Raw genomic sequence first — 26,950 nt, forward strand, 5'->3', positions numbered from 1 at the left:
TACGCCTTCGCTGTTTCCTTGTGAGCGACTCACTGGCGCAGGTTAGTCCATTCTTAGCCTGCAAACAAAAAGAAGAATGAGAACTATACTCATTATCTTGTAGCGTGCAAGTCTAATCACGACCGACCCGCGCAAAAGCGATAATCGGCTGAAAACAAGGCATTCTTATGTGGGGGAGCGGCTCTCACGAGCGGGGGGAGAGAACAACAGACCCCGCGCGCTGACCGTGCGGGGTAAGGGGAAGAAGCGGGCCGCCGCCTGCCAATCGCACGGCCCGATATACGCTCACCGCAGAACAATAGCGGCCGGTGACGGCAGATTAATAGCGCACCATCACCGATTTTAGTTCGGTGTAATCATCGATAAAGGCGCTGCCGAACTCGCGGCCAATCCCCGACCCTTTCATGCCGCCAAACGGCACCGCCGGGTCGAGGAATGTGTGCATATTCACCCAGACAATTCCGGCGTTAATCGCGTCGGAATAGCGCAGCGCCTTGCGGATATTCTCCGACCAGACGCTGGCGGCCAGGCCAAACGGCGAAGCGTTAATGCGGGACAGCGCCTCCTCTTCGCTTTGGTAGCCGATAAAACTGCATACCGGACCGAAGGTCTCTTCCTGCATCAGCGTGCTGTTTTCGCTCCGGACCTTCACCGCCGTCGGTAAGACAAAATAGCCGTCGCCGGGCAGCGCTTCGCCGCCGCAGACAATGGTGTCGCCCTCTTCCCGCGCTTTCTCAATCAGCTGCAGCACCTTCTCAAACTGCGCCCGATTGGCCAGCGGCCCCATCAGCGTCTGCTCATCCAGCGGTGAGCCGGGGCGCAGCGCAGACAGGCGCTGCTTCAGTATTTCCAGCACCGCATCCAGCTTGCCCTGCGGCAGATAAAAACGCTCGGCGGCGGCGCAAATTTGCCCCTGATTCAGATAGCCCGCTTCAATAATGCCGTCCGTCATCGCCTCGGGGGTGAGGTCGTCGAGAAACAGCGCGGCGTTTTTGCCCCCCAGTTCGAGGGTGACGCGTTTTCCGGCGCCGGTCGCCGCCTGCTGGACTTTCTCGCCGGTCGCCACCGAACCGGTGAAGCTGACCTTCGCGCAGGTCGGGTGGGCAATCAAGCGCTGGGCGATTTCACCGCCCGCGCCGTTCACCACGTTAATCACCCCGTCCGGGATCCCCGCCTCTTTCGCCAGCTCAGCAACCCGCAGCAGCGTCAGCGGCGTATACTCGCTCGGCTTAATCACGATGGTACAGCCGCACACCAGCGCCGCCGCCAGCTTCCAGATGGCGATCATTATCGAAAAGTTCCACGGCACGATCCCAACCACCACGCCAACCGGCTGACGACGGGTAAAGGCCGTGTACTGCTCTCCCGCCATCGACGGGAGCGAGACGTCCAGCGTTTCGCCGGTGACCTTGCCCGCCCAGCCGGCAAAGTAGCGCAGGAACGCCACCGACTGATCCAGCTCAAGCATTCGCGCCAGGCCGATGGTTTTCCCGGAGCACAGGCTCTCCAGCTGCGCCAGCTCCTCACGGTGGCTGGCCAGAAGATCGGCCAGCCTGAGCAGCAGCGTGCCGCGCTGCAGTGTCGGCATCGCGCGCCAGGAGTCAAACGCCTGGCTGGCGCTGGCCATCGCCACATCCGCCTGCCCGACATCCGCCGCCGTCACTTCGGCAATCGCTTTGCCGGTGGCGGGGTTTATCACCGCCAGCGTCGGTCCGTTGCCGGGCACAGCCTCTCCGGCAATAAACTGCCCGTGCGGTTGGCGTAAAAAAGCTGCTACTTCAGCAAGTAAGGTCACGTCGCTCATCGGTGGCATCCGTTTTTTCAGGAAATGTTCCTCATCACATCACGCCGGAAACAGGCTGCCTATCGTTCTAAAGAACGTCATTCTTTCGGACGATATTCAGCGCCCCGCCGCCGTGCTGTGATGGGGGTCTTAGCCAGGCGAGACAGACAGGGTAACGCTATGAATATCAAAATCGATGCGCTGAACTACTACGGCGCCACCAAAAAATATCAGTTGCATTTTCCGGCGCTGCAGGATGATATTGCCGCCGACGTGGTGATCATCGGCGGCGGCTTTTCCGGTATCAACACTGCGCTGGAACTGGCCGAACAGGGCATCACCAACGTAGTCGTACTCGAAGCCCGTCATTTAGGCTACGGCGGCACCGGTCGCAACGGCGGCCAGGTCATGGCCGGCATTGGTCACGATATCGAAGCGGTGAAAAAACACGTGGGCAAAGAGGGGCTGGAGACGCTGTTTAAAATCTCGAACCTTGGCGCAGGCATCATTCGCGAACGGATTAAGAAATACAATATCGATGCCGACTTTGTTCCGGGCTACGGTTATCTGGCCTATAACCAGCGTCAGTTGAAGACCCTGCGCCAGTGGGAAAAAGAGTTTAAGGCCGCCACTCCGGATGAGGATATCGCGCTCTATACCGGCAGCGATGTGCAGCAAATTGTCGGCTCCGACGTCTACTGCGGCGCGCTCAAGCATATGGGCGGCGGGCAGATTCACTCCCTGAATATGCTGCTGGGCTCGGCAAAAGCGGCGCATTCATTAGGGGTGAAAATTTTCGAATCCTCTCCGGTCGTTGAGGTGAATTACGGCAAAGAGGTGCGGGTTCGCACGGCGATGGGCAGCGTGAAGGCGGCTAAACTGCTGTGGGCCTGCGACAGCTTCCTCAATAATCTGGAGCCGGAGATCTATAACAAGACGCTGGTCACCTACTCTTATCAGGTCTCAACGGAACCCCTTTCCGATGAGCTGATCGAACGCATCAGCCCGCTGCGCGGCGCCTTCAGCGATATTCGCCCGGTCATCAACTACTACCGTATTACGCGGGAAAACCGCCTGCTGTTCGGCAGCGCCACGCGCTACCTTGAATATACGCCGAACGATTTTGCCGCCTGGAATCGTACGCTGCTGGCGGAAGTGTTCCCCTATCTTAAGGATGTCAAAATCGACTTTGCCTGGGGCGGCCCGATGGCCTGTAGCGCGAACCTGTTCCCGCAAATCGGCACTCTGCGCGACCACAATAACGTTTTCTACGTTCAGGGTTATTCCGGGTTTGGCGTCACCCCCTCGCATATCGTGTGCAAAATTCTCGCCGAAGGAATTAACGGCGGCTCAGATCGTTACCGCCTGATGAGCAGTATTCCTCACGCAACAATCCACGGTCGTGACAGCCTGCGTCTGCTGCTGGTCAGCGCCGGAAAACTCATGCATCAAACCGCCGGTTACTGGAAAGGCCGGAGTTAACCAGGAGAACATCATGCAAGCATTTAAACTCGATCAACCGGTTCCTGAACTGCAGCCTATCGGCAGCGTCAGCCTGCTGGGGGCAACGCCGACCGAAGGCGATCCGCAGGTGGCGGGCGCTATGGTTTACGGCGAACCGCAGGACGCCTTTACCTGCGGTCTGTTTTCATCCACGCAGGGGAGTTTCACCATGACCTACCCGTTTACCGAACACGCCACCGTGCTGGAAGGCGAAGTTGAGCTGACCGTGTCGGGCGGCGAGCCGCAGCGCTTCGCGCCGGGCGACAGTTGGTTCGTCAAGCAGGGCACCGAAGTGGAGTGGAAAATCCTCACCCCACGCTTCGTCAAACACTACCTGGCGAACGTCGAAAGCCGCTAACCCACGCAGACAATCCCCGGTGCCCGGCGGCGGGGATTGTATTCATGCACCTGGTCACAGATTCAACCGCCGTTCTCCACCTTCAGGACGATATTCATTGAGCCGGATGCCAACCTAAATTATGACTATCCGGAATGGCTATTCACTTCCAGCCACTCCCTGCCCTTACCTATCTTGTGCAGAGGTTGACTATGTTCAGTAAAAGACTCGCCGGCCATCTCGAACGCGGCGTCGTCGGCTTTCCAACTACCCTCGCCAGCTCCGTCGGACTGATTATGGCCAGCCCGGTGATCCTGACCGTGACCAGCGGTTTTGGCATGGGCGGCGATACCTTCGCGCTGGCGGTACTGCTGGCGTTTATCATGATGCAGGCACAGGTCACCACCTTTGCCGAAGCGGCGACGCTGATCCCCACTACCGGCTCGGTATATGACTATATCGCCTGCGGGATGGGGCGCTTTTTCGCCATTACCGGCGCGCTGTGCGCCTATCTGATCGTGCATATTTTTGCCGGCACCGCGGAAACCATCCTGGCCGGGGTGATGGCGCTGGTGAACTTTGAGTCCATCAGCAGCCAGATGGCCGTCCACCAGAATACCTGGATGGTCGGCGTCGGGATGGTGGTGGTGTTCGGCCTGCTGAACGCCATTGGCGTCGAGATCTTCGGAAAGGTCGAAGTCGTACTGACCTTCGGGATGTGGAGCACGCTGACCATCTTCGGCCTGTGCGGGATTTTTATGGCGCCGGTGACCCATCTCTCCGGCTGGTTCGGCACGCCGCTGAATGTCAGCGATCTTTCAGGTCTGTTCGGCTATATCGGCATGGCGATGTTTATGTTCGTCGGCTGTGAACTGGTGACCCCCATGGCCCCGGAAATTAAACAAGCGCACCGGACCATTCCTCGCGCGATGGCGCTCGGCCTGCTGGGCGTCGCAAGCTGCATGTTTATCTATGGCGCGGCCATTAACCGTCAGGTCGAGAACGTGATGCTGGACGCGGCCAACAACGTCCATCTGCTGGATACGCCGATGGCTATTCCGGCCTTCGCTGAACGGGTGATGGGTCACGCGGGACAGTACTGGCTGGGCGTCGGCCTGCTGCTGGCGGGCTGCGCAACCATTAATACTCTGATGGCCGCCGTACCGCGGATTATCTACGGCATGGCGCTGGATGGCGCGCTCCCGCGCTTCCTGACCTGGCTGCACCCTCGCTTCAAGACGCCGGTTATCGCCATTGCCATTGGCGTGGCGATTCCCTGCCTGCACGCCTGGTATCTGAACGGCAATATCGATCGTATCGTGCCGCTGATCCTCGCCGCCGTCTGCGCCTGGGGCGTCGCCTATCTGCTGGTGACCCTCTCGGTGGTACTGCTGCGTATTCGTCGTCCGGATCTGCCCCGCGCCTACCGCTCGCCGTGGTTCCCGCTGCCGCAGATTATCTCCAGCGTCGGGATTATTATCGCCATCATCAATATCACCCCGCCGGGGATGGACAGCCGCGAAGTGCTGGTGCCATTCGGCATCATGCTCGGCCTGACCGCCGCCTATGCCCTTTTCTGGACGGTGTGCGTCCAGCGGGTCAACCCGTTCCGTCCGGTGCCGGTTGAAGAGGTGGTGGAACGCGCGATTGGCAACTATGAGAAACAGAACCAAGGGGAGATGACGCCAGATGCCCTCCGTCCCCTCATTTAGTACGCCGCTGATGAATGCGGTGCAGCGCGATCTGGCCGGCTGGGATAGCGAAAAGCTCAGCGAGCGCAGCGCGGTGCTGCACCTGAACGCCACCACCGATGTCACCTTCAGCGTTCGCCAGAAACGGCTGTTTATGGCCAGCATTCACAGCTGCGAATTTGTCGTCGAGGGGCCGGTCACCCGGCCCGCTCAGGGGAGAATTCGCGCCCATCAATCCGGCTGGCTTAAACGCCAGCCGGTGACCTTTCGGGCGGCAAAACCGGCCGCCGACCTCGCTCATTACCTCAACCGTTTTCCGCGTTTACAGCAGACATTGAGCGAACTGGACTACCGCCGCTTCTCCTTAACCATCGATAACCAGCGCTGGCGCTGCTGCATTGAGCCGTGGGCCGCCAGCGAAGTGGTCTGCAAAATGCCGCCGCTGCGCCGCTATCTGCGCCTCGAAAAACACCAGCGGATGCTGCTGTTGAGCGTTATGAATATGCTGCATCAGGCGATCGGTCAGTGGATGGCGCAGACGGCGACAGAGAAGTGACATCAAAGAGACAGTGAAAAAGAGCACCGCACAGGAGAGCGCTTCTCCGCCTTCATAGCGGAGAAGCGAACGGACATTACTTCAGCCCAAACCGGTGCGCCAGTTCATCAATCGCCTGACGCTGAAAGCGGGTAAAGGCTTCACGCGGTTGCTGTTGCTGAATAAACGCCAGCAGCGGATCCTCAACCTCGGTTTTCACGCCGCTCAACGCCTCCATCACCGCCAGCCCGCAGAACGGTACATAGGATTCGGCATAGCCCCCTTCATGAACCAGCACCAGCTTACCGCCGCACAGGCGATCGGCGGCCTCCTGCACCCGTTCGGTCATGGCGCGGAAACTATCGCTGTGGAGCAGCATTCGCGCCAGCGGATCCATCGCGTTGGCATCGTAACCGCAGGCGACGATAATCAGCTCCGGTTCAAAGCGCGCCAGCGCCGGCAGAACGATCGTTTCCAGCGCATAGCGCCAGCCGTCGTCCCCCGCGCCGGCCATCAGCGGAACATTGATGTTGTAACCTTCGCCGGCGCCGGTGCCGCGATCTTCCTCTCCGGCATAGCCTGGCGGAAAACAGCCGTCCTGGTGCAGCGAGATAGTCAGCACATCGTCACGATGCAGATAGATATGTTGCGTACCGTTGCCGTGGTGCACATCCCAGTCGAGGATCGCCACTTTCCCCAGCCCGAGCCGCGCCTTCGCCCGCTCCACGGCAATGGGAATGTTGGCAAGAAAACAGAAGCCCATCGATTGATCCGGCAGGCAGTGGTGACCCGGCGGCCGCGACAGAGAGTAGGCATTATCCAGCTCGCCGCTCAGCACCGCCTCTACCGCGGCACAGGCCAGTCCGGCAGAAAGGCAGGCGATTTCATAGCTGCCCGGTCCCAGCGGCGCCTCTTTGCCCAGCAGACCGCCGCCGCTATCGCTGATCGCCTTAAAGCGCTCCAGATAATGGGCCGGGTGAATGCGGCGCAGATCCTCCTCGCTGGCGGCCGCGCCGCCGCGTAGCTGAAGCTGCGAAGTCAGCCCCGCGACATCCATCAGGTTTTTCATCCGACGTTTGGTTTCCGGCGATTCCGCATGGCCGCCCCCTGCCGGAGGCTGTACCCAGCCACCGACCGGTAGCGTCACCGCATGCAGGCCGGTACTGTGCCAGAAACAACGTTCATCAAAGAAGAAACCGGTTTTTCTTTTCACTCTATCCTCCCGTTGGCTCACTCTTTCCGGCGGACGATGCCGCCAGAATTAATCCCGCTGAGATCAGCGCGCAGCCGCCTGCCGCCGCAAGCAGCGCATCGGCGCTGGAAAAACGTTGTAGCAGCGCCCCGGCCAGCGCCGGACCGGCCGCCATTCCGCCGCCAATCACCAGATTGATGCTGTTCATCAGGCGACCGTTGTTATCCAGCCCGGCAACGCGCGCGAGAATAAAAGGCAGAACAAAGGTCCAGGTGAATTTGAACAGCAGCGCCGCCAGCGCGAAGCGCACCAGCAGCGGATGGCTGACCAGCAGCACTATGCTGAGGATCAGCAGACCGTAGCCCAGCCAGACCGCTATCCGGTCCGGACGCCGCGTGCCGCGCAAAGCCGCCCCGCCCGCGCCGATAATGCCGAATACCGTCGCGGCCGCCAGTACCATACCAATTTGCGCCGCGGTCAATCCCGCCGCGCTGCCAATGGTGCCGATAAAGGTCCACACCGCGCTGAGGCTGATATAAAACGTCAGCACCGCCAGCACGGCTAATAGCTTACGCAGCGGGGCGACCGACGGCCGCAGGCGGGAGGCGGACATCGGCTGAAAACGTTGGGGAAAAGCCGGGACCAGCGGCAGACAGCAGAGCATGATAGCGGCGAGGATCAGGTACACCACCTTCAGGCCAAAGCTGGCAAACAGCGCGGGTAACACCAGCAGTCCCACCATTCCCAGCAGCAGCTGTCCCAGCACCCAGAAGGCATACACCCGGGAAGGATTGGCCGTCCCGGCCGCACAGCTGATACACAGAATCATCAGGGTGCCCCCCGCCAGCGAGGCGATGAAGCGGGCGATCAGCAGCGTTTCGTACTGACTGACCGCCGCCGAAACAAGATTGGCGACGAGAAATACCGCGCAGGCGCACAGGGCCACGCGGCGCCAGTTCAGACGACTCATCCACCACCATGCCGGCAGCGTCGCCAGGCTCATGGCGCCGAGTTCGGCGGAGAAAAGATAGCCAATCTCCGCCGGCGTCAGCTGCCATTCGCTGGCCAGCTGCGCCGCGACCGCTGGCGCGGTCATCAGAATCCCCGGCGCAACGGCAGCGAAAATGACGATGGCCGCCAGCAGGCGGGCGGTAAAAACCAGCCCTGACGGCTGGGATAAAGGCTTTTCAGCAACAGGCATACTCGACATCGTGGTGCGTGCTCCAGTCAAAAAAGTCTCCCCCCGGGCAGCAGTCCAGGGAGTGATACCGTCAGGCATCAGGAAAACGCCGCGGTCGGCGGCGCGCGCGGGATGCGATGAGTCAGATTACAGATGCAGCGTGCGCTGAGCGGATGGCATCCAGGTTCGGGAAACGAGCTCGGTACGATTGACCACTTCGGTCTTGGCAAAAATATTGCGTAAGTGGGTTTTCACCGTGGAGAGAGAAATATCCAGCTGACGGGCAATTAGCTTATTACTGGCCCCTTCACGGACCATGCCCACAATTTCACGCTCTTTCGCCGTCAGCATCGCCGGCAGGTCATCCTCTTCCCGGAGACAATCGTGGATTGCCAGCTCCACCAACGGCAGCACCGCCTGGGCGCGCAGACGCTCTTCGCTGGAGAAAGCGACGTCGCGCATTAAGGAGATGCCGGCAATAATCCGTCGGTCGCGGCGAATAAAGACCTCCGTCATGTCGCGAACATTATTCGGCAACATAAACTCATGATAGTAATGACGGTTACGGTCACAGACGCCTGGCGTCATCGCCGCCATGGTAATCGCCTGATGGCTAAAGCGGGACGGCAGCAGCGGATCTAACGGCTGAAAACACTCCAGATATTGCTGGTGCGTATTAGCAGAAATATTATGCAAAATATAGTGTTCTGGTTTTAAACGATGATTAACCCGATAAAACACCGCCGACGACAGTGGAATTAACTGTGAAATAGTCTGTAAACAACGGGCAATTATCGCATCATTACGACTGGCTTTTAATAAAGCAGACATGATCCCCTCCCGTCGAGGTTAAAGTGCGTGAAACGCGGATGACCAACGATACAGGAAGCATACATTTCACATTTAAGTAACACAATCATTAACATATTAACAATGTGATATTGGTTGCAAAATTTTATTTAATGAATTGTTATTTAAGACATTATTATTCCACATATCGTTGAGTTATCGACATAACATTAAAACATAAACAAAAGTTATTAACTTTATTCGCGGGCGTCGCACGGTTCACATTCTTACGCTTTTCAGCGCCAATCTCGTCCTTTAGAACGAGTGTCTTTTTAAACGACTCCTCTATACCTGATAAATATCACTCAGGTCATTTTCATCAGGCGCTTAACTTTGCAGGGAAGCGCAGGTTTTTCTGCTGCCCAAACAGGGCCGCAGGCAGAAAGAAATAACCGGGGACCGAGTACGGCCTCGCGCCAGAATGGCCAATAAAATAACCTCACCGGACAGGATCAAAACGATGCTGAATATCGCCGCATTACGCCAGCAACAAATTCCGCTGGCTATGGAGCCCCGGGCAACGGTGCCCTTTCATCTTTTGATCAAACCCATTGGCCCGGCCTGCAACCTCGCCTGCCGCTACTGTTATTACCCGCAGGGCGAGACCCCGGTGCGGAAAATGGACGATGCGACGCTGGAGTCGTTTATCCGCCGCTATATTGCCGCCCAGCCCGCCGGCGCCCGGGAGATTAATTTCGTCTGGCAAGGCGGCGAACCGCTGCTGGCCGGACTGCGCTTTTATCAGAAGGCGCTGGCGCTGCAGCAGCGCTATGCCCCCGCGGGCGTCACCATCAGCAACAGCCTGCAAACCAACGCCACGCTCATCAACGATGCGTGGTGCCGCCTGTTCCGTGAACATCATTTCACGGTCGGCGTCAGTCTGGAAGGCAGTGAAACGCTGCAAAACCACCACCGTCCGGATAAACGCGGCCAGGCCAGCTACCCGGCGGCGCTGCGCGGCATCGCCCTGCTGCACCGGCATCAGGTGGAATTTAATTTACTGGTGGTGGTCCACGACGAGATGACCCGGCACGCCGCTTCTGTTTACGACCACGTCGTGAGCCTTGGCGCCCGCTACCTGCAGTTTCAGCCGCTGATGAGCGAGGGCGATGCCCTGGCGCAGGGCTATCGGCTCAGCGCCGATAACTGGGGGCGCTTTATGGTCGCTATCTGGCGCCAGTGGCGTAAACGCGGCGATATCGGGCGGGTTTTTGTGATGAATATTGAGCAGGCGTGGGGGCAATATTTTACCCACACCAGCGCCACCTGCGTCCATGCCGCCCGCTGCGGCAGCAACCTGGTGATGGAGCCCGACGGCCGGCTCTACGCCTGCGATCACCTGATTAACGACCGGCATCATCTCGGCCAGCTCGACGACCGCCCGCTGGCTCAGGCGGTGGATAGCGCGACCCGTCTGCCCTTCGGCAGCGAAAAAAGCCGACGCCGGGAGTGCCAGCAGTGCGCGGTAAAAATCGTCTGCCAGGGCGGCTGTCCGGCCCATCTTAACGACGCGGGCTACAACCGGCTGTGCGCTGGCTACTTCCATTTTTTTAGCGAAATTCTTGCTCCGCTGCGCCCCTACTCCCGCGATCTGAAGGGGCTGCGCGCCTGGCGCGCCCGCTTTATCGGCAGCCGGGCGACGCGCTAACCGATATTTTTCCATGGTCGCGCCGCCTTCATCTTCGGGCGCGATGCATCCCCGAGCCTGAACAGGAGACCCGGTAGTGAATAAAAAAACAGTGGCCGCCGCGCTGAGCATGATCCTCTCCGGCGCAGCGCACAGCGCGCAAACCGAACGCCCCAACATCATCGTGATTATCGCCGACGATATGGGGTATTCCGATATCAGCCCCTTCGGCGGCGAAATCCCGACGCCTAACCTGCAGGCGATGGCCGAACAGGGCGTGCGCATGAGCCAGTACTACACGTCGCCGATGTCAGCCCCTGCCCGTTCGATGCTGTTGACCGGGAATACTAACCAGCAGGCCGGCATGGGCGGAATGTGGTGGTATGACAGTACCCTTGGCAAAGAGGGGTATGAACTGCGCCTCACCGATCGCGTCACCACTATGGCCGAACGATTTAAAGATGCCGGCTATAACACGCTGATGACCGGGAAATGGCACCTCGGCTTTGTGCCCGGCGCCACGCCAAAGGATCGCGGCTTTCGCCACTCGTTCGCCTTTATGGGCGGCGGCACCAGCCATTTTGACGATGCGATACCGCTGGGTACCGTCGAAGCCTTCCACACCTACTACACCCGCGACGGCCAGCGGGTTTCGCTCCCCGCCGACTTTTACTCCAGCGAGGCCTACGCCGCCCAGATGAACCAGTGGATCAAAGAGACACCGCCGCAACAGCCGGTTTTTGCCTGGCTGGCCTTTACCGCCCCCCACGACCCGCTGCAGGCGCCGGATGAATGGATTGCCCGTTTTAAAGGTCAGTACGAGCAAGGTTATGGCGAGGTTTATCGCCAGCGAATTGCCCGCCTGAAGGCGTCAGGGATCCTCCATGACGACACGCCGCTCCCTGGGTTGGATCTCGATAAAGAGTGGGCGGCGTTGACGCCGGAGCAGCAAAAATACACCGCGAAAGTGATGCAGGTATACGCCGCGATGATTGCCAACATGGATGCGCAGATCGGTACGGTGATGGAAACGTTGAAGCAAACCGGGCGTGATAAAAATACCCTGCTGATCTTTTTAACCGATAACGGCGCCAACCCGGCAGAAGGCTTTTACTACGAATCCGAACCCACGTTCTGGCAGCAGTTCGACAATCGCTACGAGAATATTGGCCGCAAAGGTTCGTTCGTCTCCTACGGCCCGCACTGGGCGAACGTCAGCAACGCCCCGTACGCGCGCTACCACAAAACCACCAGCGGCCAGGGCGGCATCAATACCGACTTTATGATTGCCGGGCCCGGGATTGTCCATCGCGGCAAAATCGACGCCACCACCATGGCGGTGTATGACGTCGCGCCCACCCTCTATGAGTTCGCCGGTATCGATGCCACCAAAGCGCTGGCGAAAAAACCGGTCCTGCCGATGGTCGGCGTCAGCTTTAAACGCTATCTGACCGGCGAAACCTTACAGCCGCCGCGCTCCCGCTACGGCGTCGAGCTGCATAACCAGGCGGCCTGGATTGACGGCGACTGGAAGCTGCGGCGGCTGGTAAAAACCTTCCCGCAGGCGGGGGACGCGCCGTGGGGGCTGTTCAATCTTAAGCAGGACCCGCTGGAAACCCATGATCTCGCCACGCAATATCCACAGCGGGTGCAGACCATGAGTCAGGATTACGCGGCGTTTGCCGGACGCACCATGGTGGTTCACGCCGATGGCAAAGCCATCGACTATGTCGGCATCGACGCGAAAACCGGCCGCTACCTCGCGGTGGATCCGCAGACCATGAAACCCGTTGCCGCGCCGCAGGCGATACCGGCGCCGCAGCACGATTGATTCATCCGGCGCTCGTTCTTTCGGGCGATAGCCGGGAGCGCATCCCCTTTCTAAGGTACAAAGCAGGCGTTCCGGGAGAGAAACAATGAGTAGAGTGGTAGTGATTACCGGCGGCGGCACCGGGATTGGCGCCGCCTGTGCACGACTGATGGCGGCGGCGGGCGAGACGGTGTTCATTACCGGTCGCCGTCTCGCTCCTTTGCAAGCGCTGGCGGAAGAGACCGGCGCCGTGGCGCTGGCTGGCGATGCCGCCAGCGGCGATGAGTGGCAGGCTCATCTGCTGCCGACGATTCTCGAACGCGCGGGCCATATCGACGTTTTAATCTGTAGCGCGGGCGGCATGGGCAACGGCGCCGTCGTGGAGACCAGCGACCGGCAGTGGCGTGCGGCGCTGGAAAGCAATCTCAACAGCGCGTTTGCCAGCGTCCGCGCCTGCCTGCCATCGCTGATTGCCCGGCGCGGCAACGTGCTGTTTGTCGCCTCGATCGCCTCCCTCGCCGCCGGGCCGCAGGCCTGCGGTTACGTCACCGCCAAGCATGCAGTGATTGGCCTGATGCGTTCGGTCGCGCGGGACTATGGCCCACAAGGGGTACGCGCCAACGCCATTTGCCCCGGCTGGGTGACCACGCCGATGGCCGATGAGGAGATGCAGCCGCTGATGGACGCGCAGGGTATGAGCCTTGAGCAGGCCTACCAGCAGGTGTGTCGCGACGTCCCGCTGCGCCGCCCGGCCAGCGCGCAGGAGATTGCGCTCGCCTGCCAGTTCCTCTGTTCCCCGCAGGCGTCGATTATCAGCGGTGCGATGCTGGTTGCCGACGGCGGCGCCAGTTCGGTTGATGTCCCGACGCTGGCGTTTGCTTAACGTTCTTACACAACAAGGATCTCACATGACTTCAGAAGCCGTATTTATTCAGGTCGGCGCGCTCGCGGACGGCTTTGCGCCTCACGGCAACGTCCTGCCGGTGACCTCTTTGCCTGACGGCAAGCCCCTGACCTTTTATTTGGCCGATGGCGCCCGTCATCAGTTGACGATGGCCGATACCCACACCCTGCTGTGGGACGGCCAGCCCGTTTCCGGGCGCGTGACCGCCATTCGCCCCGATGTGCTGTTTATCGATTTTCTCGATCCCGGCAAGGAGAACGCCAGCATCAGCGCGGTGTGCAACCTGGCGCAAAATAACGCCACCCTGGTCTACGGTCAGCTACCGACGGAGCAAGCCGCACGCCTCGATGCGTTCAGCCGCGTCGAGCAGGGTCTGCCGCTGACGGCAGTCGAAGCCCGCTTCCATTTTGCCCGTCTGAACCGCGAGCCGGGGCCGCTGCCGACCTTCACCCGCGCGCTGGTGGGGATGCGTAACCAGTACACCTACAGCCCGACCGAACGCTACGAGCATATTTATCTCAACGATAACTTCTATGCCTGGCAGTGTCTGGACGGTGTCGAGAAAGGTCTGGCGGATGTCGATCGCTGTCACTATGTGCAGGTGGCCGACGATCTGACGCTGTTCGTCTGGCGCGAGAAAATCATTCCGACGCTGGGCGTGATCCTTATCGATCTGCAGCAGATGCGCACCGACGGCAAGATTCTCGGCTATCAGGGAAGTGATTTTGCCGCGCTGAGCAATTTCCCGGTCGGGGCCAGCGCGCAGATTCTGAATGTGACGAACCCTTCGTCCTGAGCGTAACGCCGGAGCCCGACGGCTCCGGCACACGCCTCCGTCAGGCGCTGGCAATCTCCAGCCGCGCCAGCTGGGCGGCATTCAGCGTCAGCTGAGCAGCACGAGCAAAGCTCTCGACCTGGGCCACGCTGGTGGCGCTGGCAATCGGCGCGGTCACCCCTTCCCGGCCCATCAGCCAGGCCAGCGCCACTTCGCCAGGTTTCGCATGGTGCTGAGCGGCAACCTCTTCCAGGGTATCGATTATGCGCATTCCGCGCGGATTAAGGTATTTCCCGATGCCGCTGCCGCGCTGGCTTTGCGCCAGATCGGACGGTTGACGGTATTTACCGGTCAGGAAACCGGAGGCGAGGCTGTAGTAGGTGACGACGCCTATTTCCCGGCTGATGCACAGGTCGCACAGCGCCCCCTCAAAAGCGGAGCGGTGATAGAGGTTGTATTCCGGTTGCAGCACCTGCCAGGCCGGCAGCCCCTCTTTCCGCGCCACTTCCAGCGCCGAGGAAAGCTGCTGGGCATCCAGGTTAGAAGCCCCCGTCGCGCGGATTTTCCCCGCCTGCTGCAGCGCGTGAAAAGCGCTCAGCGTCTCGGCAATGGGGGTTTCCGGGTCCGGCCAGTGGGCGAAATAGAGATCGATATAATCGGTGTTCAGACGGCGCAGCGAGTTTTCCACGGCCTGCTGGATCCAGGCTTTCTTCAACCCTTTTTGCCCAGGTAACCCTAAATCAGAGCCCACTTTGGTGAAGATTTTTACCTTATCACGCATCCCCGGACGCGCCTGTAGCCAGCGGCCAATCAGGGTTTCCGACTCACCGCCCTGATTGCCATCCGCCCAGCGGGAGTAGACATCGGCGGTATCAATGGCGTCAAAGCCGTGGTCGACAAAAGCATCAAGAATGGCAAAACTGGTTTTTTCATCGCAGGTCCAGCCAAACACGTTGCCGCCGAAGACCAGCGGCGCGATGGAAAATCCGGTTTTACCCAATGGACGTGTATTCATGCCGTTCACTCCTTATCGCTTATATTCTGCATCCTTCGCCAGGCCGCAAGGGGCGGGAAAGAACCATGAGTGGAGAGTCAGAAAAGGAATCTTGCGGCGGGCCCATCCGTGCCCGCCGGACGCATCACAACATTATGTCCCGGAATAGACGTCAAAGCTAAAATATTTACCCGACAGTTTTTTATAGGTTCCGTCGGCGAGAATCTGCGCGATCGCGCGGTTAATTTCCTGACGCAGCGCGTCATCCTCTTTACGCAGACCAATCGCCGCGCCGGCGCCGAACAGCTTATTATCCTGCAAACTTCCGCCGACAAAGGCGAAATCTTTACCCTGCGGCTGCTGCAGGAAGCTGTAGTCCGCCATCATTCCGGAGAGCACCGCGCCATCAATACGCCCGGATTCCAGATCCCGAACCACGCTGTCAGCGCCCTGATAGGCCACGATATTAATTCCCGCCGGACGCCAGTGCTGATTGACGTACGTCTCCTGCGCCGAGCCTTGCTCCACGCCGATCGTTTTGCCTTTGAGCTGCTCCGGCGTATTGCCGGTCAGCGTATTTTTGCGCGCCACGAGGAACACCGGGCCGTTATACAGCTTGTCGCTAAAGCCAATCTGCTCTTTGCGTTTCTCGGTCATATACATGCCGGAGAGAATCGCATCGAATTTACGCGCCTTCAGCGCCGGAATAATGCCGTCGAAATTGCTTTCCACCCACACGCATTTCGCCTGCAGCTGCTGGCAGATGGCGTTGCCTAAATCAATATCGAACCCCGCCAGCTTGCCCTGCGGGTCTTTCCATTCAAACGGCGCAAAAGTGGGATCGACGCCAAAACGAATTTCTTTTTGTTCTGCGGCCAGCGTCGATGCGGACGCCATCAGCGCGACCCACAGCAGTAGTGATTTTTTCATTATTTACGAGCTCCAGAGATCAACGGCAGTGTGTTTCAACTAACCGGGCGAAAAACGACGCCCCGGTGGTAATAATGTCATCGTTAAAGTCATAGCCAGGGTTATGCACCATGCAGCCGCCTTTATCGCCCTTCTCGCCGTTTCCCAGCAGGAAATAGCAGCCCGGACGCGCCTGCAGCATAAAGGCAAAATCCTCGCTGGCGTTCATCGGTGAAATGGATTCCAGCACCTGCTCGTTGCCAAAGACTTCCGTCGCTAATGCTTTGGCGAATGCGGTCTCCTCCACGCTATTGGTCAGCACCGGGTAGGAGTCGTAGACCTCAATCTCGCTGGTAGCGCCGTAGCTTTTGGCGGTAAATTCGGTGATGTCGTGAATCCGTTTAATCAGCAGGTCGCGTACTTCCTGCTTCATCGCCCGCACGGTCAGTTCCATCACCGCGCTTTCCGGGATCACGTTGGAGGCGATGCCCGACTGGAAGGTGCCGACGGTGACAACGGCGGTTTCCCCCGGCGGCACGTTACGAGCGACAATACTTTGCAGGGCCATCACCAGCGCCGAGCCGGCGAGAATGGGATCGACCGCGCGCTCCGGGTGGGCGCCGTGGCCGCCGTAGCCGTGAATGGTTATCTTGACGGTATCCGCCGACGCCATAAAATTGCCGGCGTAGAAGCCCAGCTTGCCGACCGGCAGCCCCGGCATATTGTGCAGCGCAAACACGCAATCGCAGGGGAAGCGCTCAAACAGCCCGTCTTTTATCATCAGGTTTGCGCCGCCAATCGCCTCTTCCGCTGGCTGGAAAATCACATGTACCGTGCCGTTAAACTGGCAGGCCGGCGAGGCAATATATTTTGCCGCCGCCAGCAGAATAGTGGTGTGACCGTCGTGGCCGCAGGCGTGCATTTTCCCCGCAACGGTGCTGGCCCAGGGTAATTCCGTGGTTTCAAAAATAGGCAGGGCGTCCATATCGGCGCGCAGCCCAATCGTGCGCGCTGAATGCCCTTTCGTTAGCGATCCCACCAGCCCGGTTTTCCCCAGCTCGCGGGTCACCGCATAACCCCACTCCGCCAGTTTTTCCGCTACCAGTTCGCTGGTATTAAACTCTTCCAGACTTAATTCCGGATGGGCATGTAAATAATGCCGGATCGCAATCATTTCTTCTTCAGCTGCTTTAATTTCTGGAATCACAAAATTGCTCATGCCGGTCTCCGGGAAATAAAAAATAGATATTCTGCTGCATTCAGGCTTCAGGTAAACGGTTGTCGAAAAGTGGGGGGCCAGAACCCCAAAACGTGAAGTATGAAGAATAAACTCAGACTCAATAACTTATCTGGATAAGCGTTTAATGCAAGCAAGATTTCTGATTTCCGGCGTGCGCTTCATCTCGTTTACTAATGATTATTCAGAAGGTTACCGGTAATGTGAAAAAAAGTGGGACGTTCAACAGAATGTAAAAAAGGCCAGCACCACTCTGCTAATAAACCTTATTATAATAGTGATTAAGACCATAAATAAGGCAAAATTTAAATATAAACTTTTAACTATTGGATTATTACCGCGTTTTTATTCTACGATCGCCACGCTTAAATCAGCTTATTAAATACCTGCAGATTTCCTCAGGCGGCGCCATGTTGTGGGCAGCAAGCTCGCCGGTAGCGCACGCAGCGCAATCACCCGGGCATCCCTGAAGATGATTCGCGACGCCTCCTCTGGAACCAACGGAAAAATAAACGCGCGCCATAAGATGGACGCAGAATAGCGTAGAACTCAAACATGAAATATCAGGCTCTTTTCCTGGCGTCAGCGCTGGCGCTGGCCGGCTGTAGCGCCCAGGGTGATACCGCCAGCCAGCAGCGCGCCAGTATCCAAAAAATACGCAGCGAAACGCTGAGCAAACTCTATTCGCTCTACCCGGAAGCCCGTAGCGATATCCAGCACGCCGATGGCTATGCCGTATTTGCCAGCAACAGCAGCAAAATTCTGGTATTAGGATTTGGCAGCGGCTACGGCGTGGTTAGAGACCTGCGCACCGGCAAAGATACCTATATGAAAATGGCCCAGGGCGGCGCGGGGCTGGGGATGGGCGTGAAGCAGCAGCGTACCGTACTGGTGTTCCACGATAAAGCGGCACTTCATACCTTTATTACCCAGGGCTATATGGTCGGCGCAGACGCTAATGCCGCGGCGAAATATGATGATAAAGGTGTCGCGCCGGTCGCTGCCTCAACAAGCGGCGTTGCCAAGGATACCTCTTCGCTGCCGTCGAAAGTGAACGTTTATGAAATTACCGAGAAAGGGCTCGCCGCTCAGGCGATGCTCAATGGCTATAAGTACTGGCCGGATGAGGAGCTGAATAAAAGATAGACCTCACGGAATAAACAGGTCACCCGGCGGTAATCCCCTCTCCCTGAGCGGGAGAGGGTTTGCCGTGGGCCGATTCGCCTCCGCAGCATCGGTGCGACATTAATGTGAAAGGACGCCGTTCACCAGAATAGACGTAATGATGCCGGTGGCCGCCGCAATCAGGACATAGTTGCCGTTAATATACGACCAGTGCTGCCCCTGCGGAGGCGGCGGCAGGCCGCGATCGTTCCAGTTGCTGACCCGATAATCATTACCGCGGTAACGCTCCGGCGCAGGCTGCCCCTTACGGAAGTCATGCCCGTTCCACGCAAAGTGGTCTTGTTCATGGCGTTCCTGATGCGACTTTCCTTGCGCATGATTATTGCCGCGATTGTCGCCGGGGTTGTTACGTTCCGGGCCGCGATTATCCGCGCCCTGGCGATGGCTGTCGCCGTTGCCCTGAGGACCATTATTACCCGGTCCCTGCTGGCGATTACCGTCCGGACTACCGTGACCAGAACCGTTTTGCCACACCTGCTGTTGGCCTGGGTTACCGTTGCCGTTCGGGCCGTCGGCCCAGGCTAACGAGCTTAATGCGCAGGACAACATAACGGCCAGAGAAATCATTTTTTTCATCGTACACCTCCTGATATGCCTCCTTTTTACCGTCGGAATGTGGAGAAAAAGTGAGTATCAGGATATCCAGGACAATTCCTGGCATTCTCGTTTCGCGTCATAACCGCGAGGGGCATCACCGTAGCGTCATATCCATCGCCGCAGATGGGGCGCAAAAAAAAGGCCGCTTTCGCGACCTTATTTTATGCAACGCTACCGGGATTATTCGGTGACTTTATTTTTCAGCTCTTCCGCACCCTGCTTGGTTTTATCCCAGCCTTTTTCGGTGGCGGCTTTAGTCTTATTCCAGCCTTTTTCCGTCCCTTCTTTGGTCTTATCCCAACCCTTCTCCGTTCCTTCTTTGGTCTTATTCCAGGTTTTTTGAGCGCCTTCGCTCACCTGGCTGCCTACGCTGTCGCTTTTACCTTGCGCCGCGTGTTCGGATTTCAGCTTCTGCTCTTCGCCCTCGTTCTGGGCCTGGTGCAGTTTTTCTTTCGCCGTGTTCGCCCCTTCATGGGCCGCCGCGACGGTATCATCAGTTGCGTGTGTTGTCGCAGCAAAAACAGGGGCTGCTACCAGAATCGCAGATAACGCAATCATTGCTTTTTTCATCATTTCCTCTCTAACGTGCTTAATGTTATGAGTCATCAACAGCATGGCATAACATTCCGCTCATGACTTTAGGGATAGTTCTTAAAACCAGATCCTCCCGTTTATCCCCATTTTCAGACCAACCGTTCCTCAGACGCCTGCTACCGCCAGAGAGCGAGACGGAGGCCATCTGCCTGCGACGCCAGCCAGGCATCGGGGGTGAAGGAACCACGTCCCGCTTACCGACGGACAAAAACAGCGCGCCGGCCGCGCCGTTTTTTTGCCCTGCTTCTCACTTTATCTATTGCAGCGTTTCGTTCATCAGCGGGCTATGCTTAAATAAGCTAAACCGGTTTAATTAAGTTTAGCATTGAGGTGGAAACAGTATGAATGCAAAAGTATGGGTGCTTGGGGATGCGGTAGTGGATCTGCTGCCGGAAAGCGGCGGTCGCCTGTTGCAGTGTCCCGGCGGCGCGCCGGCCAATGTGGCGGTAGGTATCGCCCGCCTGGGTGGCAACAGCGGGTTTATCGGCCGCGTCGGCGACGATCCTTTTGGCCGCTTTATGCAGCACACTCTGCGCGAGGAACAGGTGGATACCCGCTACATGCGCAGCGATCCGCAGCACCGGACCTCTACCGTGGTGGTCGATCTCGACGGCGAGGGAGAAAGAACCTTTACCTTTATGGTTCGCCCCAGCGCGGACCTGTTTTTACAGCCGGAAGACCTTCCGCCCTTCGCCGCCAACGAATGGCTGCACGTCTGCTCCATTGCGCTCAGCGCCGAACCCAGCCGCAGCACCACCTTCGCGGCGATGGAGAGAATAAAATTAGCCGGCGGTCGGGTCAGCTTTGACCCCAATATCCGCGCGGATCTCTGGCAGGACCCGGAGCTGCTGCACGCCTGCCTCGATCGCGCCCTGCGTCTGGCGAACGTGGTAAAACTGTCCGAAGAAGAGCTGGCGTTGATCGCCGGAAAAGAGGATTTAGCCGAAGGGGTAACCGCCCTGACCCAGCGCTATCAGCCTGAGCTACTGCTGGTCACTCAGGGTAAAGCCGGGGTACTCGCCGCTTTTCAGCAGCAGTACACCCACTTCTCCGCACAGCCGGTGGTCAGCGTCGATACCACCGGCGCAGGCGATGCGTTTGTCGCCGGACTGCTTGCCAGCCTTGCCGCTAAGGGAATGCCAACGGATCCCGCGGCGCTGGAACCGGCAATCATGCAGGCGCAAACCTGCGGGGCGCTGGCCACTACCGCCAAAGGGGCGATGACCGCCCTGCCCTACCTGCACGATCTTAACCCCTCATTTTGATCCTTTAGGGCTGCCCTCGCAGCCCACTTTGTTGCATCCATCACATTTATTAAATCGGTTTAGCAATTTATATTCCCAGATGTTAAAGGTCATGTTTAACATAGCACTTAAACCGGTTTAGCAAAAAACACAATAATGTCAATTTTACGTTTGGGATGCGACCTACATGTATAAAAAAAGCACACTCGCGGTTGTTATTACTTTGCTAACCGGCGCGGCCTCAGCTCATGCGCAAACGGACCTCAGCAGTATCGAAGCCCGTTTGATCGCCCTGGAAAAACGCCTGCAGGATGCGGAAAACAGGGCTCAAACCGCGGAAAACCGCGCCGAGTCGGCGGAGAAAAAAGTCCAGCAGCTCACCACGCAGCAGCAAAAAACGCAGGACACGACCCAGCAGGTCGTTCAACGCACCGCTAACCTGGAGAAAAAAGCCGACGAAAAAAGCGGGTTTGAGTTCCACGGCTACGCCCGTTCCGGCGTCATAATGAATGACTCCGCCGCCAGTACCAAATCCGGCGCCTATATGACACCGGCGGGGGAAACCGGCGGAGCCATCGGCCGTCTGGGGAACCAGGCCGACACCTATGTCGAAATGAATCTCGAACATAAGCAGACCCTGGATAACGGGGCAACAACGCGCTTCAAGGTGATGGTGGCCGACGGTCAAACCACCTACAACGACTGGACGGCAAGCAGCAGCGATTTGAACGTGCGCCAGGCCTTCGTCGAGCTGGGCAATCTGCCCACCTTCGAGGGTCCCTTCAAAGGTTCAACCCTGTGGGCCGGGAAACGTTTCGACCGCGACAACTTTGATATTCACTGGGTCGACTCCGACGTGGTATTCCTCGCCGGGACCGGCGGTGGTATTTATGACGTGAAGTGGAACGACAGCCTGCGGAGTAACTTCTCATTATACGGACGCAACTTCGGCGATATTGATGATTCGAGCAATAGCGTGCAGAACTACATCCTCAGCATGAACAACTTCATCGGCCCGGTGCAGGTGATGGTCAGCGGGATGCGGGCGAAAGATAATGACGAGCGTAAAGATACCAACGGTAATCTGGTCAAAGGCGATGCGGCGAATACCGGGGTGCATACGCTGCTCGGTTTGCACAACGACAGCTTTTACGGCCTGCGTGAAGGGCTCAGCAAAACCGCCCTGCTCTATGGCCACGGGCTAGGGGCCGAAGTGAAAGGCGTCGGTTCCGACGGCGGATTGCGCCCGGGAGCAAATACCTGGCGCTTCGCCAGCTACGGCACCACGCCGCTCAGCGAGAACTGGTTTATCGCCCCGGCGGTACTGGCGCAGAGCAGTAAAGATCGCTATGTCGATGGCGACAGCTACCAGTGGGCGACGCTCAACCTGCGTCTGATTCAGGAGATCACTCAAAACTTCGCCCTGGCTTACGAAGGTACCTACCAGTACATGGATCTCAAACCCGAAGGCTACAACGACCGCCATGCGGTGAACGGTAGTTTCTATAAACTCACCTTCGCCCCCACCTTTAAGGTCGGTAGCATCGGCGATTTCTTCAGCCGCCCGGAGATCCGTCTCTACACCTCGTGGATGGACTGGAGCAAAAAACTGGATAATTACGCCAGCGATGATGCGTTAGGCAGCAGCGGTTTTAAATCCGGCGGCGAATGGTCGTTCGGTATGCAAATGGAAACCTGGTTCTGACGGTTAACGCCTGATGCCAGAAAAACCGGGGCGGCGGCATGCCGGCCCTCGTCCCGGACACAATAACGACGCAGAGACTGCGCCCCCGTAAACCCGGGACCACAACACGAAAATTATTACGCATTCAGAGGGTACTATGGATTTTGAACAGATTTCCCGCTCGCTGCTTCCGCTTCTGGGAGGCAAGGAAAATATCGCCAGCGCCGCGCACTGCGCCACGCGCCTGCGTCTGGTGCTGGTCGATGATGCGCTCGCCGACCAGCAGGCTATCGGCAAAATTGAAGGCGTAAAAGGATGTTTTCGCAACGCCGGACAGATGCAGATTATTTTTGGCACCGGGGTGGTGAACAAAGTGTACGCCGCTTTTATTCAGGCCGCTGGCGTCGGCGAATCCAGCAAGTCGGAAGCCGCCAATATCGCGGCGAAAAAGCTTAATCCGTTCCAACGTATTGCCCGCCTGCTGTCGAATATCTTCGTACCGATTATTCCGGCTATCGTTGCCTCCGGTCTGCTGATGGGCCTGCTCGGCATGGTAAAAACCTACGGCTGGGTCGACCCGAGCAACGCTATCTACATTATCCTGGATATGTGCAGCTCCGCGGCGTTTATTATTCTGCCGATCCTGATTGGCTTTACCGCCGCCCGCGAATTTGGCGGCAACCCTTACCTCGGCGCGACGCTCGGCGGCATTCTGACCCACCCGGCGCTCACCAACGCCTGGGGCGTGGCCGCCGGTTTCCATACCATGAACTTCTTCGGCCTTGAGATTGCGATGATCGGCTATCAGGGTACGGTGTTCCCGGTGCTGCTGGCGGTGTGGTTTATGAGCATTGTTGAGAAGCAGCTGCGCCGCGTCATCCCCGACGCGCTGGACCTGATCCTGACCCCGTTCCTGACGGTGATTATTTCCGGTTTTATCGCCCTGCTGATTATCGGTCCGGCGGGCCGCGCGCTGGGCGACGGCATTTCATTCGTGCTCAGCACGCTGATTACCCACGCCGGCTGGCTGGCCGGACTGCTGTTTGGTGGTCTCTATTCGGTTATCGTGATTACCGGTATTCACCACAGCTTCCACGCTATCGAAGCCGGACTGCTGGGTAACCCGTCCATCGGCGTCAACTTCCTGCTGCCGATTTGGGCGATGGCCAACGTCGCTCAGGGCGGAGCCTGTCTGGCGGTGTGGTTTAAAACCAAAGATGCCAAAATCAAAGCCATTACCCTGCCATCAGCGTTTTCCGCCATGCTGGGCATCACCGAAGCGGCGATTTTTGGTATCAACTTACGCTTTGTGAAACCGTTTATTGCAGCGCTGATCGGCGGCGCGGCGGGCGGCGCGTGGGTGGTCTCCATGCATGTCTACATGACTGCGGTCGGCCTGACGGCCATTCCCGGGATGGCAATCGTGCAGGCCAGTTCACTGCTGAACTACATTATCGGGATGGTCATCGCCTTCGGCGTTGCCTTTGTCGTCTCCCTGCTGCTGAAATACAAAACGGACGCGGAATAATGTCACTTCCATCACGCCTGCCTGCGATTTTGCAGGCCGTAATGCAGGGCCAGCCGCGTGCGCTGGCCGATAGCCACTATCCCCGCTGGCACCATGCGCCGGTCACCGGGCTGATGAACGACCCCAACGGCTTTATCGAATTTGCCGGGCGCTACCACCTGTTCTATCAGTGGAATCCGCTCGCCTGCGATCATACCTTCAAGTGCTGGGCGCACTGGAGCTCGGCCGATCTGCTGCACTGGCGGCATGAACCGATTGCGCTGATGCCGGACGAAGAGTATGACCGCAACGGCTGCTACTCCGGCAGCGCGGTGGATAACAACGGGACGCTGACTCTGTGCTACACCGGCAACGTCAAGTTTGCAGACGGCAGCCGGACCGCCTGGCAGTGCCTGGCGACGGAAAATGCCGACGGCACCTTCAGCAAAACCGGCCCGGTCCTGCCGCTGCCGGAGGGCTATACCGGCCACGTGCGCGACCCGAAAGTGTGGCGGCATGAAGACCGCTGGTACATGGTTTTAGGCGCACAGGATCGGCAAAAATGCGGCAAGGTGCTGCTGTTCAGCTCTGCGGACCTCTCCCAATGGACCAACGAAGGCGAAATCGCCGGCGCCGGTATCAACGGACTGCACGATGCCGGTTACATGTGGGAGTGTCCGGACCTGTTCCCGCTTGGCGACCAGCATATTCTGATTTGCTGCCCGCAGGGGATTACCCGCGAGAAAGAGCGCTACCTCAACACTTATCCGGCGGTGTGGATGGCCGGCGGCTTCGACTACGCCAGCGCCGCCTTCACGCACGGCGAGTTGCACGAGCTGGATGCCGGGTTTGAGTTCTACGCCCCGCAAACCATGCAGACAACCGACGGCCGCCGGCTGCTGGTTGGCTGGATGGGCGTCCCGGACGGCGAGGAGATGCGCCAGCCGACGCGGGCCAACGGCTGGATCCACCAAATGACCTGCCTGCGCGAACTGGAGTGGGTGGACGGCAAACTCTATCAGCGCCCGCTGCGCGAACTGAGCGCCCTGCGCGGCGAAGTCCGCGGCTGGCAGGGCAACGTTCTGCCGCTGGCGCCGCTGGAGATAGCCCTCGATACCGCCGGTGACGACGCGTTTAGCCTCGATTTCGGCGGCGCGTTGACCCTCGAGCGCGATACCCGCGGCCTTCGTCTGGCGCGGCGCAGCCTCGCCAGCGACGACATGCTCTATCGCTACTGGCGCGGCGAGGTTCGCTCGCTGCGGATCTTCGTCGACCGGTCGAGCGTGGAGATTTTCATTAACGACGGCGAAGGGGTAATGAGCAGCCGCCTCTTCCCGGACTATCCGGCACAGCTGATTTTCAGCGGCGCGACGCCGGTAACATTCTGCTACTGGTCGCTGGAGCCATGCATGGTAGAATAAGCGTTTTAAATTCAGGCGCATGTTGTCGTGATGAAAACCAAACGCGTTACCATTAAAGATATCGCCGAGCTGGCGGGTGTCTCGAAAGCCACCGCCAGCCTGGTGCTGAACGGTCGTGGCAAAGAGCTACGCGTGGCGCAGGATACCCGCGAGCGCGTGCTGGCGATTGCGCGCGAACAACATTATCAGCCCAGTATTCACGCCCGCTCGCTGCGCGATAACCGCAGCCACACCATCGGTCTGGTGGTGCCTGAAATCACCAACTACGGATTTGCCGTCTTCTCTCATGAGCTGGAAATGCTCTGCCGCGAGGCGGGCGTTCAACTGCTGATCTCCTGTACCGACGAAAACCCCGGCCAGGAAACCATGGTGGTCAATAATATGATTGCCCGCCAGGTTGACGGGCTGATCGTCGCCTCCTGTATGCACAACGACGCCGATTACCTCAAGCTCAGCGAACAGCTGCCGGTGGTGCTGTTTGACCGCTGTCCCAGCGACAGCACGCTGCCGCTGGTGATGACCGACTCCATCAGCCCGACGGCGGATCTGATTTCCCGCATCGCGCCTCAGCATCGCGACGAGTTCTGGTTTCTCGGCGGGCAGCCGCGTCTGTCGCCCTCCCGCGATCGTCTGGCCGGGTTTACTCAGGGGCTGGCAAACGCCGGTGTCGAACTGCGTCCCGAGTGGGTGATTAACGGCAACTATCATCCGAGCTCCGGCTACGAGATGTTCGCCGCCCTCTGCGCGCGTCTCGGGCGGCCGCCAAAGGCGCTGTTCACCGCCGCCTGCGGTCTGCTGGAAGGGGTGCTGCGCTATATGAGTCAGCACCATTTACTGGATTGCGATATTCATCTGGCGAGCTTTGACGATCACTATCTCTACGATTCGCTGTCGCTGCGTATCGACACCGTCCAGCAGGATAACCGTCAGCTGGCCTGGCACTGCTACGATCTGATAAGCCAGCTGATCGACGGCAACACGCCTGAGCCGCTACGGCGCTACCTGCCCGCGACGCTGCAGATTCGGCATCGTTGAAATGACGCGGCATCGGATGTGTCGAAGCGACGACTTTCGTCGTCTGAGACTGATGACCAATCCGTTTTAGACACCGTGCACGCATTTTTGCCGGGTGGCGGCTAGCGCCTTACCCGGCCTACAAAACCCCTAATATCCGCAGGCTATGCGTTTTCCGTAGGCCCGCGCAAGCCACGCGCCGCCGGGCGATTCCGGAAAAGCGCATGCTGTCAGCCATCGGCGACGACTTTCGCCGTCTGAGACTGATGACCAACCCGTTTTAGACACCGTGCTCGCATTTTTGCCGGGTGGCGGCTAGCGCCTTACCCGGCCTACAAAACCCCTAATATCCGCAGGCTATGCGTTTTCCGTAGGCCC

Annotated in this window: 23 protein-coding genes; 14 read left to right on the forward strand and 9 right to left on the reverse strand. The window is 58.6% G+C overall.

The window, feature by feature from the left end:
- Positions 1 to 319: 319 nt before the first annotated feature.
- On the reverse strand, positions 320 to 1,813 hold the full coding sequence (locus tag BV390_RS13385; protein WP_168185415.1) for an aldehyde dehydrogenase family protein: 1,494 nt from the start codon (positions 1,811 to 1,813) through the stop codon (positions 320 to 322).
- Between the two features lie 150 nt (positions 1,814 to 1,963).
- Between BV390_RS13385 and BV390_RS13390 the strand changes: the two genes are divergently transcribed.
- From BV390_RS13390 to BV390_RS13405, 4 genes are all read left to right on the forward strand, one after another.
- Positions 1,964 to 3,265, forward strand: coding sequence for an NAD(P)/FAD-dependent oxidoreductase (locus tag BV390_RS13390; RefSeq protein WP_032689053.1), 1,302 nt, complete (start codon positions 1,964 to 1,966; stop codon positions 3,263 to 3,265).
- A gap of 13 nt (positions 3,266 to 3,278) precedes the next feature.
- A complete protein-coding gene (locus tag BV390_RS13395; protein ID WP_032689054.1) occupies positions 3,279 to 3,644 on the forward strand; it encodes a cupin domain-containing protein in 366 nt (121 codons plus the stop codon).
- 191 nt (positions 3,645 to 3,835) lie between these two features.
- Positions 3,836 to 5,335 (forward strand): APC family permease, encoded by a 1,500-nt coding sequence (locus tag BV390_RS13400; RefSeq protein ID WP_032700620.1) that lies wholly within the window; start codon positions 3,836 to 3,838, stop codon positions 5,333 to 5,335.
- Positions 5,313 to 5,870, forward strand: coding sequence for a DUF3156 family protein (locus BV390_RS13405; RefSeq protein WP_047664295.1), 558 nt, complete (start codon positions 5,313 to 5,315; stop codon positions 5,868 to 5,870). The genes BV390_RS13400 and BV390_RS13405 overlap by 23 nt, the downstream gene beginning before the upstream one ends.
- A gap of 76 nt (positions 5,871 to 5,946) precedes the next feature.
- On the opposite strand, the gene BV390_RS13410 is transcribed toward BV390_RS13405, so the two are convergent.
- The 3 genes from BV390_RS13410 to BV390_RS13420 form a co-directional block, all read right to left on the reverse strand.
- Positions 5,947 to 7,062 (reverse strand): class II histone deacetylase, encoded by a 1,116-nt coding sequence (locus BV390_RS13410; RefSeq protein ID WP_032700622.1) that lies wholly within the window; start codon positions 7,060 to 7,062, stop codon positions 5,947 to 5,949.
- A gap of 1 nt (position 7,063) precedes the next feature.
- The gene (locus BV390_RS13415) at positions 7,064 to 8,251 is read right to left on the reverse strand and encodes an MFS transporter (RefSeq protein ID WP_046852989.1); all 1,188 of its coding nucleotides are present in this window, start codon (positions 8,249 to 8,251) and stop codon (positions 7,064 to 7,066) included.
- A 117-nt stretch (positions 8,252 to 8,368) separates the two neighbouring features.
- Positions 8,369 to 9,052, reverse strand: coding sequence for a helix-turn-helix transcriptional regulator (locus tag BV390_RS13420; protein WP_032689061.1), 684 nt, complete (start codon positions 9,050 to 9,052; stop codon positions 8,369 to 8,371).
- A 478-nt stretch (positions 9,053 to 9,530) separates the two neighbouring features.
- On the opposite strand from BV390_RS13420, the gene BV390_RS13425 reads away from it, so the two are divergent.
- From BV390_RS13425 to BV390_RS13440, 4 genes are all read left to right on the forward strand, one after another.
- On the forward strand, positions 9,531 to 10,718 hold the full coding sequence (locus BV390_RS13425; RefSeq protein ID WP_085397015.1) for an anaerobic sulfatase maturase: 1,188 nt from the start codon (positions 9,531 to 9,533) through the stop codon (positions 10,716 to 10,718).
- A 76-nt stretch (positions 10,719 to 10,794) separates the two neighbouring features.
- Positions 10,795 to 12,528: an arylsulfatase gene (locus BV390_RS13430; RefSeq protein ID WP_064384198.1), complete on the forward strand. Its 1,734-nt coding sequence runs from the start codon at positions 10,795 to 10,797 to the stop codon at positions 12,526 to 12,528.
- 85 nt (positions 12,529 to 12,613) lie between these two features.
- Positions 12,614 to 13,390 carry an SDR family NAD(P)-dependent oxidoreductase gene (locus BV390_RS13435; RefSeq protein ID WP_085397016.1) on the forward strand — a complete coding sequence of 259 codons (777 nt, stop codon included), beginning with the start codon at positions 12,614 to 12,616 and terminating at the stop codon, positions 13,388 to 13,390.
- Between the two features lie 25 nt (positions 13,391 to 13,415).
- Positions 13,416 to 14,207, forward strand: a complete 792-nt coding sequence (locus tag BV390_RS13440; RefSeq protein ID WP_032689069.1) for a MoaF C-terminal domain-containing protein — start codon at positions 13,416 to 13,418, stop codon at positions 14,205 to 14,207.
- 40 nt (positions 14,208 to 14,247) lie between these two features.
- Here BV390_RS13440 and BV390_RS13445 read toward each other — a convergent pair whose 3' ends face one another.
- The 3 genes from BV390_RS13445 to BV390_RS13455 form a co-directional block, all read right to left on the reverse strand.
- Positions 14,248 to 15,201 (reverse strand): aldo/keto reductase, encoded by a 954-nt coding sequence (locus BV390_RS13445; protein ID WP_032689070.1) that lies wholly within the window; start codon positions 15,199 to 15,201, stop codon positions 14,248 to 14,250.
- Between the two features lie 132 nt (positions 15,202 to 15,333).
- Positions 15,334 to 16,110, reverse strand: a complete 777-nt coding sequence (locus BV390_RS13450) for an ABC transporter substrate-binding protein (protein WP_032689073.1) — start codon at positions 16,108 to 16,110, stop codon at positions 15,334 to 15,336.
- 19 nt (positions 16,111 to 16,129) lie between these two features.
- Positions 16,130 to 17,308 carry a M20 aminoacylase family protein gene (locus BV390_RS13455; protein WP_085397017.1) on the reverse strand — a complete coding sequence of 393 codons (1,179 nt, stop codon included), beginning with the start codon at positions 17,306 to 17,308 and terminating at the stop codon, positions 16,130 to 16,132.
- A 573-nt stretch (positions 17,309 to 17,881) separates the two neighbouring features.
- Between BV390_RS13455 and BV390_RS13460 the strand changes: the two genes are divergently transcribed.
- A complete protein-coding gene (locus tag BV390_RS13460) occupies positions 17,882 to 18,472 on the forward strand; it encodes a lipid-binding SYLF domain-containing protein (protein ID WP_085397018.1) in 591 nt (196 codons plus the stop codon).
- A 99-nt stretch (positions 18,473 to 18,571) separates the two neighbouring features.
- Here the strand turns inward: BV390_RS13460 and BV390_RS13465 are convergent, their stop codons facing one another.
- On the reverse strand, positions 18,572 to 19,087 hold the full coding sequence (locus BV390_RS13465) for an RcnB family protein (protein WP_032689077.1): 516 nt from the start codon (positions 19,085 to 19,087) through the stop codon (positions 18,572 to 18,574).
- Between the two features lie 201 nt (positions 19,088 to 19,288).
- A complete protein-coding gene (locus tag BV390_RS13470) occupies positions 19,289 to 19,678 on the reverse strand; it encodes a hypothetical protein (RefSeq protein WP_032689078.1) in 390 nt (129 codons plus the stop codon).
- A 365-nt stretch (positions 19,679 to 20,043) separates the two neighbouring features.
- Here BV390_RS13470 and BV390_RS13475 point away from each other — a divergent pair, with 365 nt between their 5' ends.
- The 5 genes from BV390_RS13475 (at position 20,044) to BV390_RS13495 (ending at position 26,593) form a co-directional block, all read left to right on the forward strand.
- The gene (locus BV390_RS13475) at positions 20,044 to 20,967 is read left to right on the forward strand and encodes an aminoimidazole riboside kinase (protein ID WP_085397019.1); all 924 of its coding nucleotides are present in this window, start codon (positions 20,044 to 20,046) and stop codon (positions 20,965 to 20,967) included.
- A 166-nt stretch (positions 20,968 to 21,133) separates the two neighbouring features.
- A complete protein-coding gene (locus BV390_RS13480) occupies positions 21,134 to 22,651 on the forward strand; it encodes a carbohydrate porin (RefSeq protein WP_032696475.1) in 1,518 nt (505 codons plus the stop codon).
- Between the two features lie 136 nt (positions 22,652 to 22,787).
- Positions 22,788 to 24,158 carry a sucrose-specific PTS transporter subunit IIBC gene (locus BV390_RS13485; protein ID WP_032689082.1) on the forward strand — a complete coding sequence of 457 codons (1,371 nt, stop codon included), beginning with the start codon at positions 22,788 to 22,790 and terminating at the stop codon, positions 24,156 to 24,158.
- On the forward strand, positions 24,158 to 25,558 hold the full coding sequence (locus tag BV390_RS13490; RefSeq protein ID WP_046852994.1) for a sucrose-6-phosphate hydrolase: 1,401 nt from the start codon (positions 24,158 to 24,160) through the stop codon (positions 25,556 to 25,558). The genes BV390_RS13485 and BV390_RS13490 overlap by 1 nt, the downstream gene beginning before the upstream one ends.
- 30 nt (positions 25,559 to 25,588) lie before the next feature.
- On the forward strand, positions 25,589 to 26,593 hold the full coding sequence (locus BV390_RS13495) for a LacI family DNA-binding transcriptional regulator (RefSeq protein WP_032696477.1): 1,005 nt from the start codon (positions 25,589 to 25,591) through the stop codon (positions 26,591 to 26,593).
- The last annotated feature ends 357 nt before the right edge of the window (positions 26,594 to 26,950 follow it).

The sequence above is a fragment of the Klebsiella sp. YJ genome (assembly GCF_002108615.1).
In the GTDB taxonomy this organism is placed as follows: domain Bacteria; phylum Pseudomonadota; class Gammaproteobacteria; order Enterobacterales; family Enterobacteriaceae; genus Klebsiella; species Klebsiella planticola.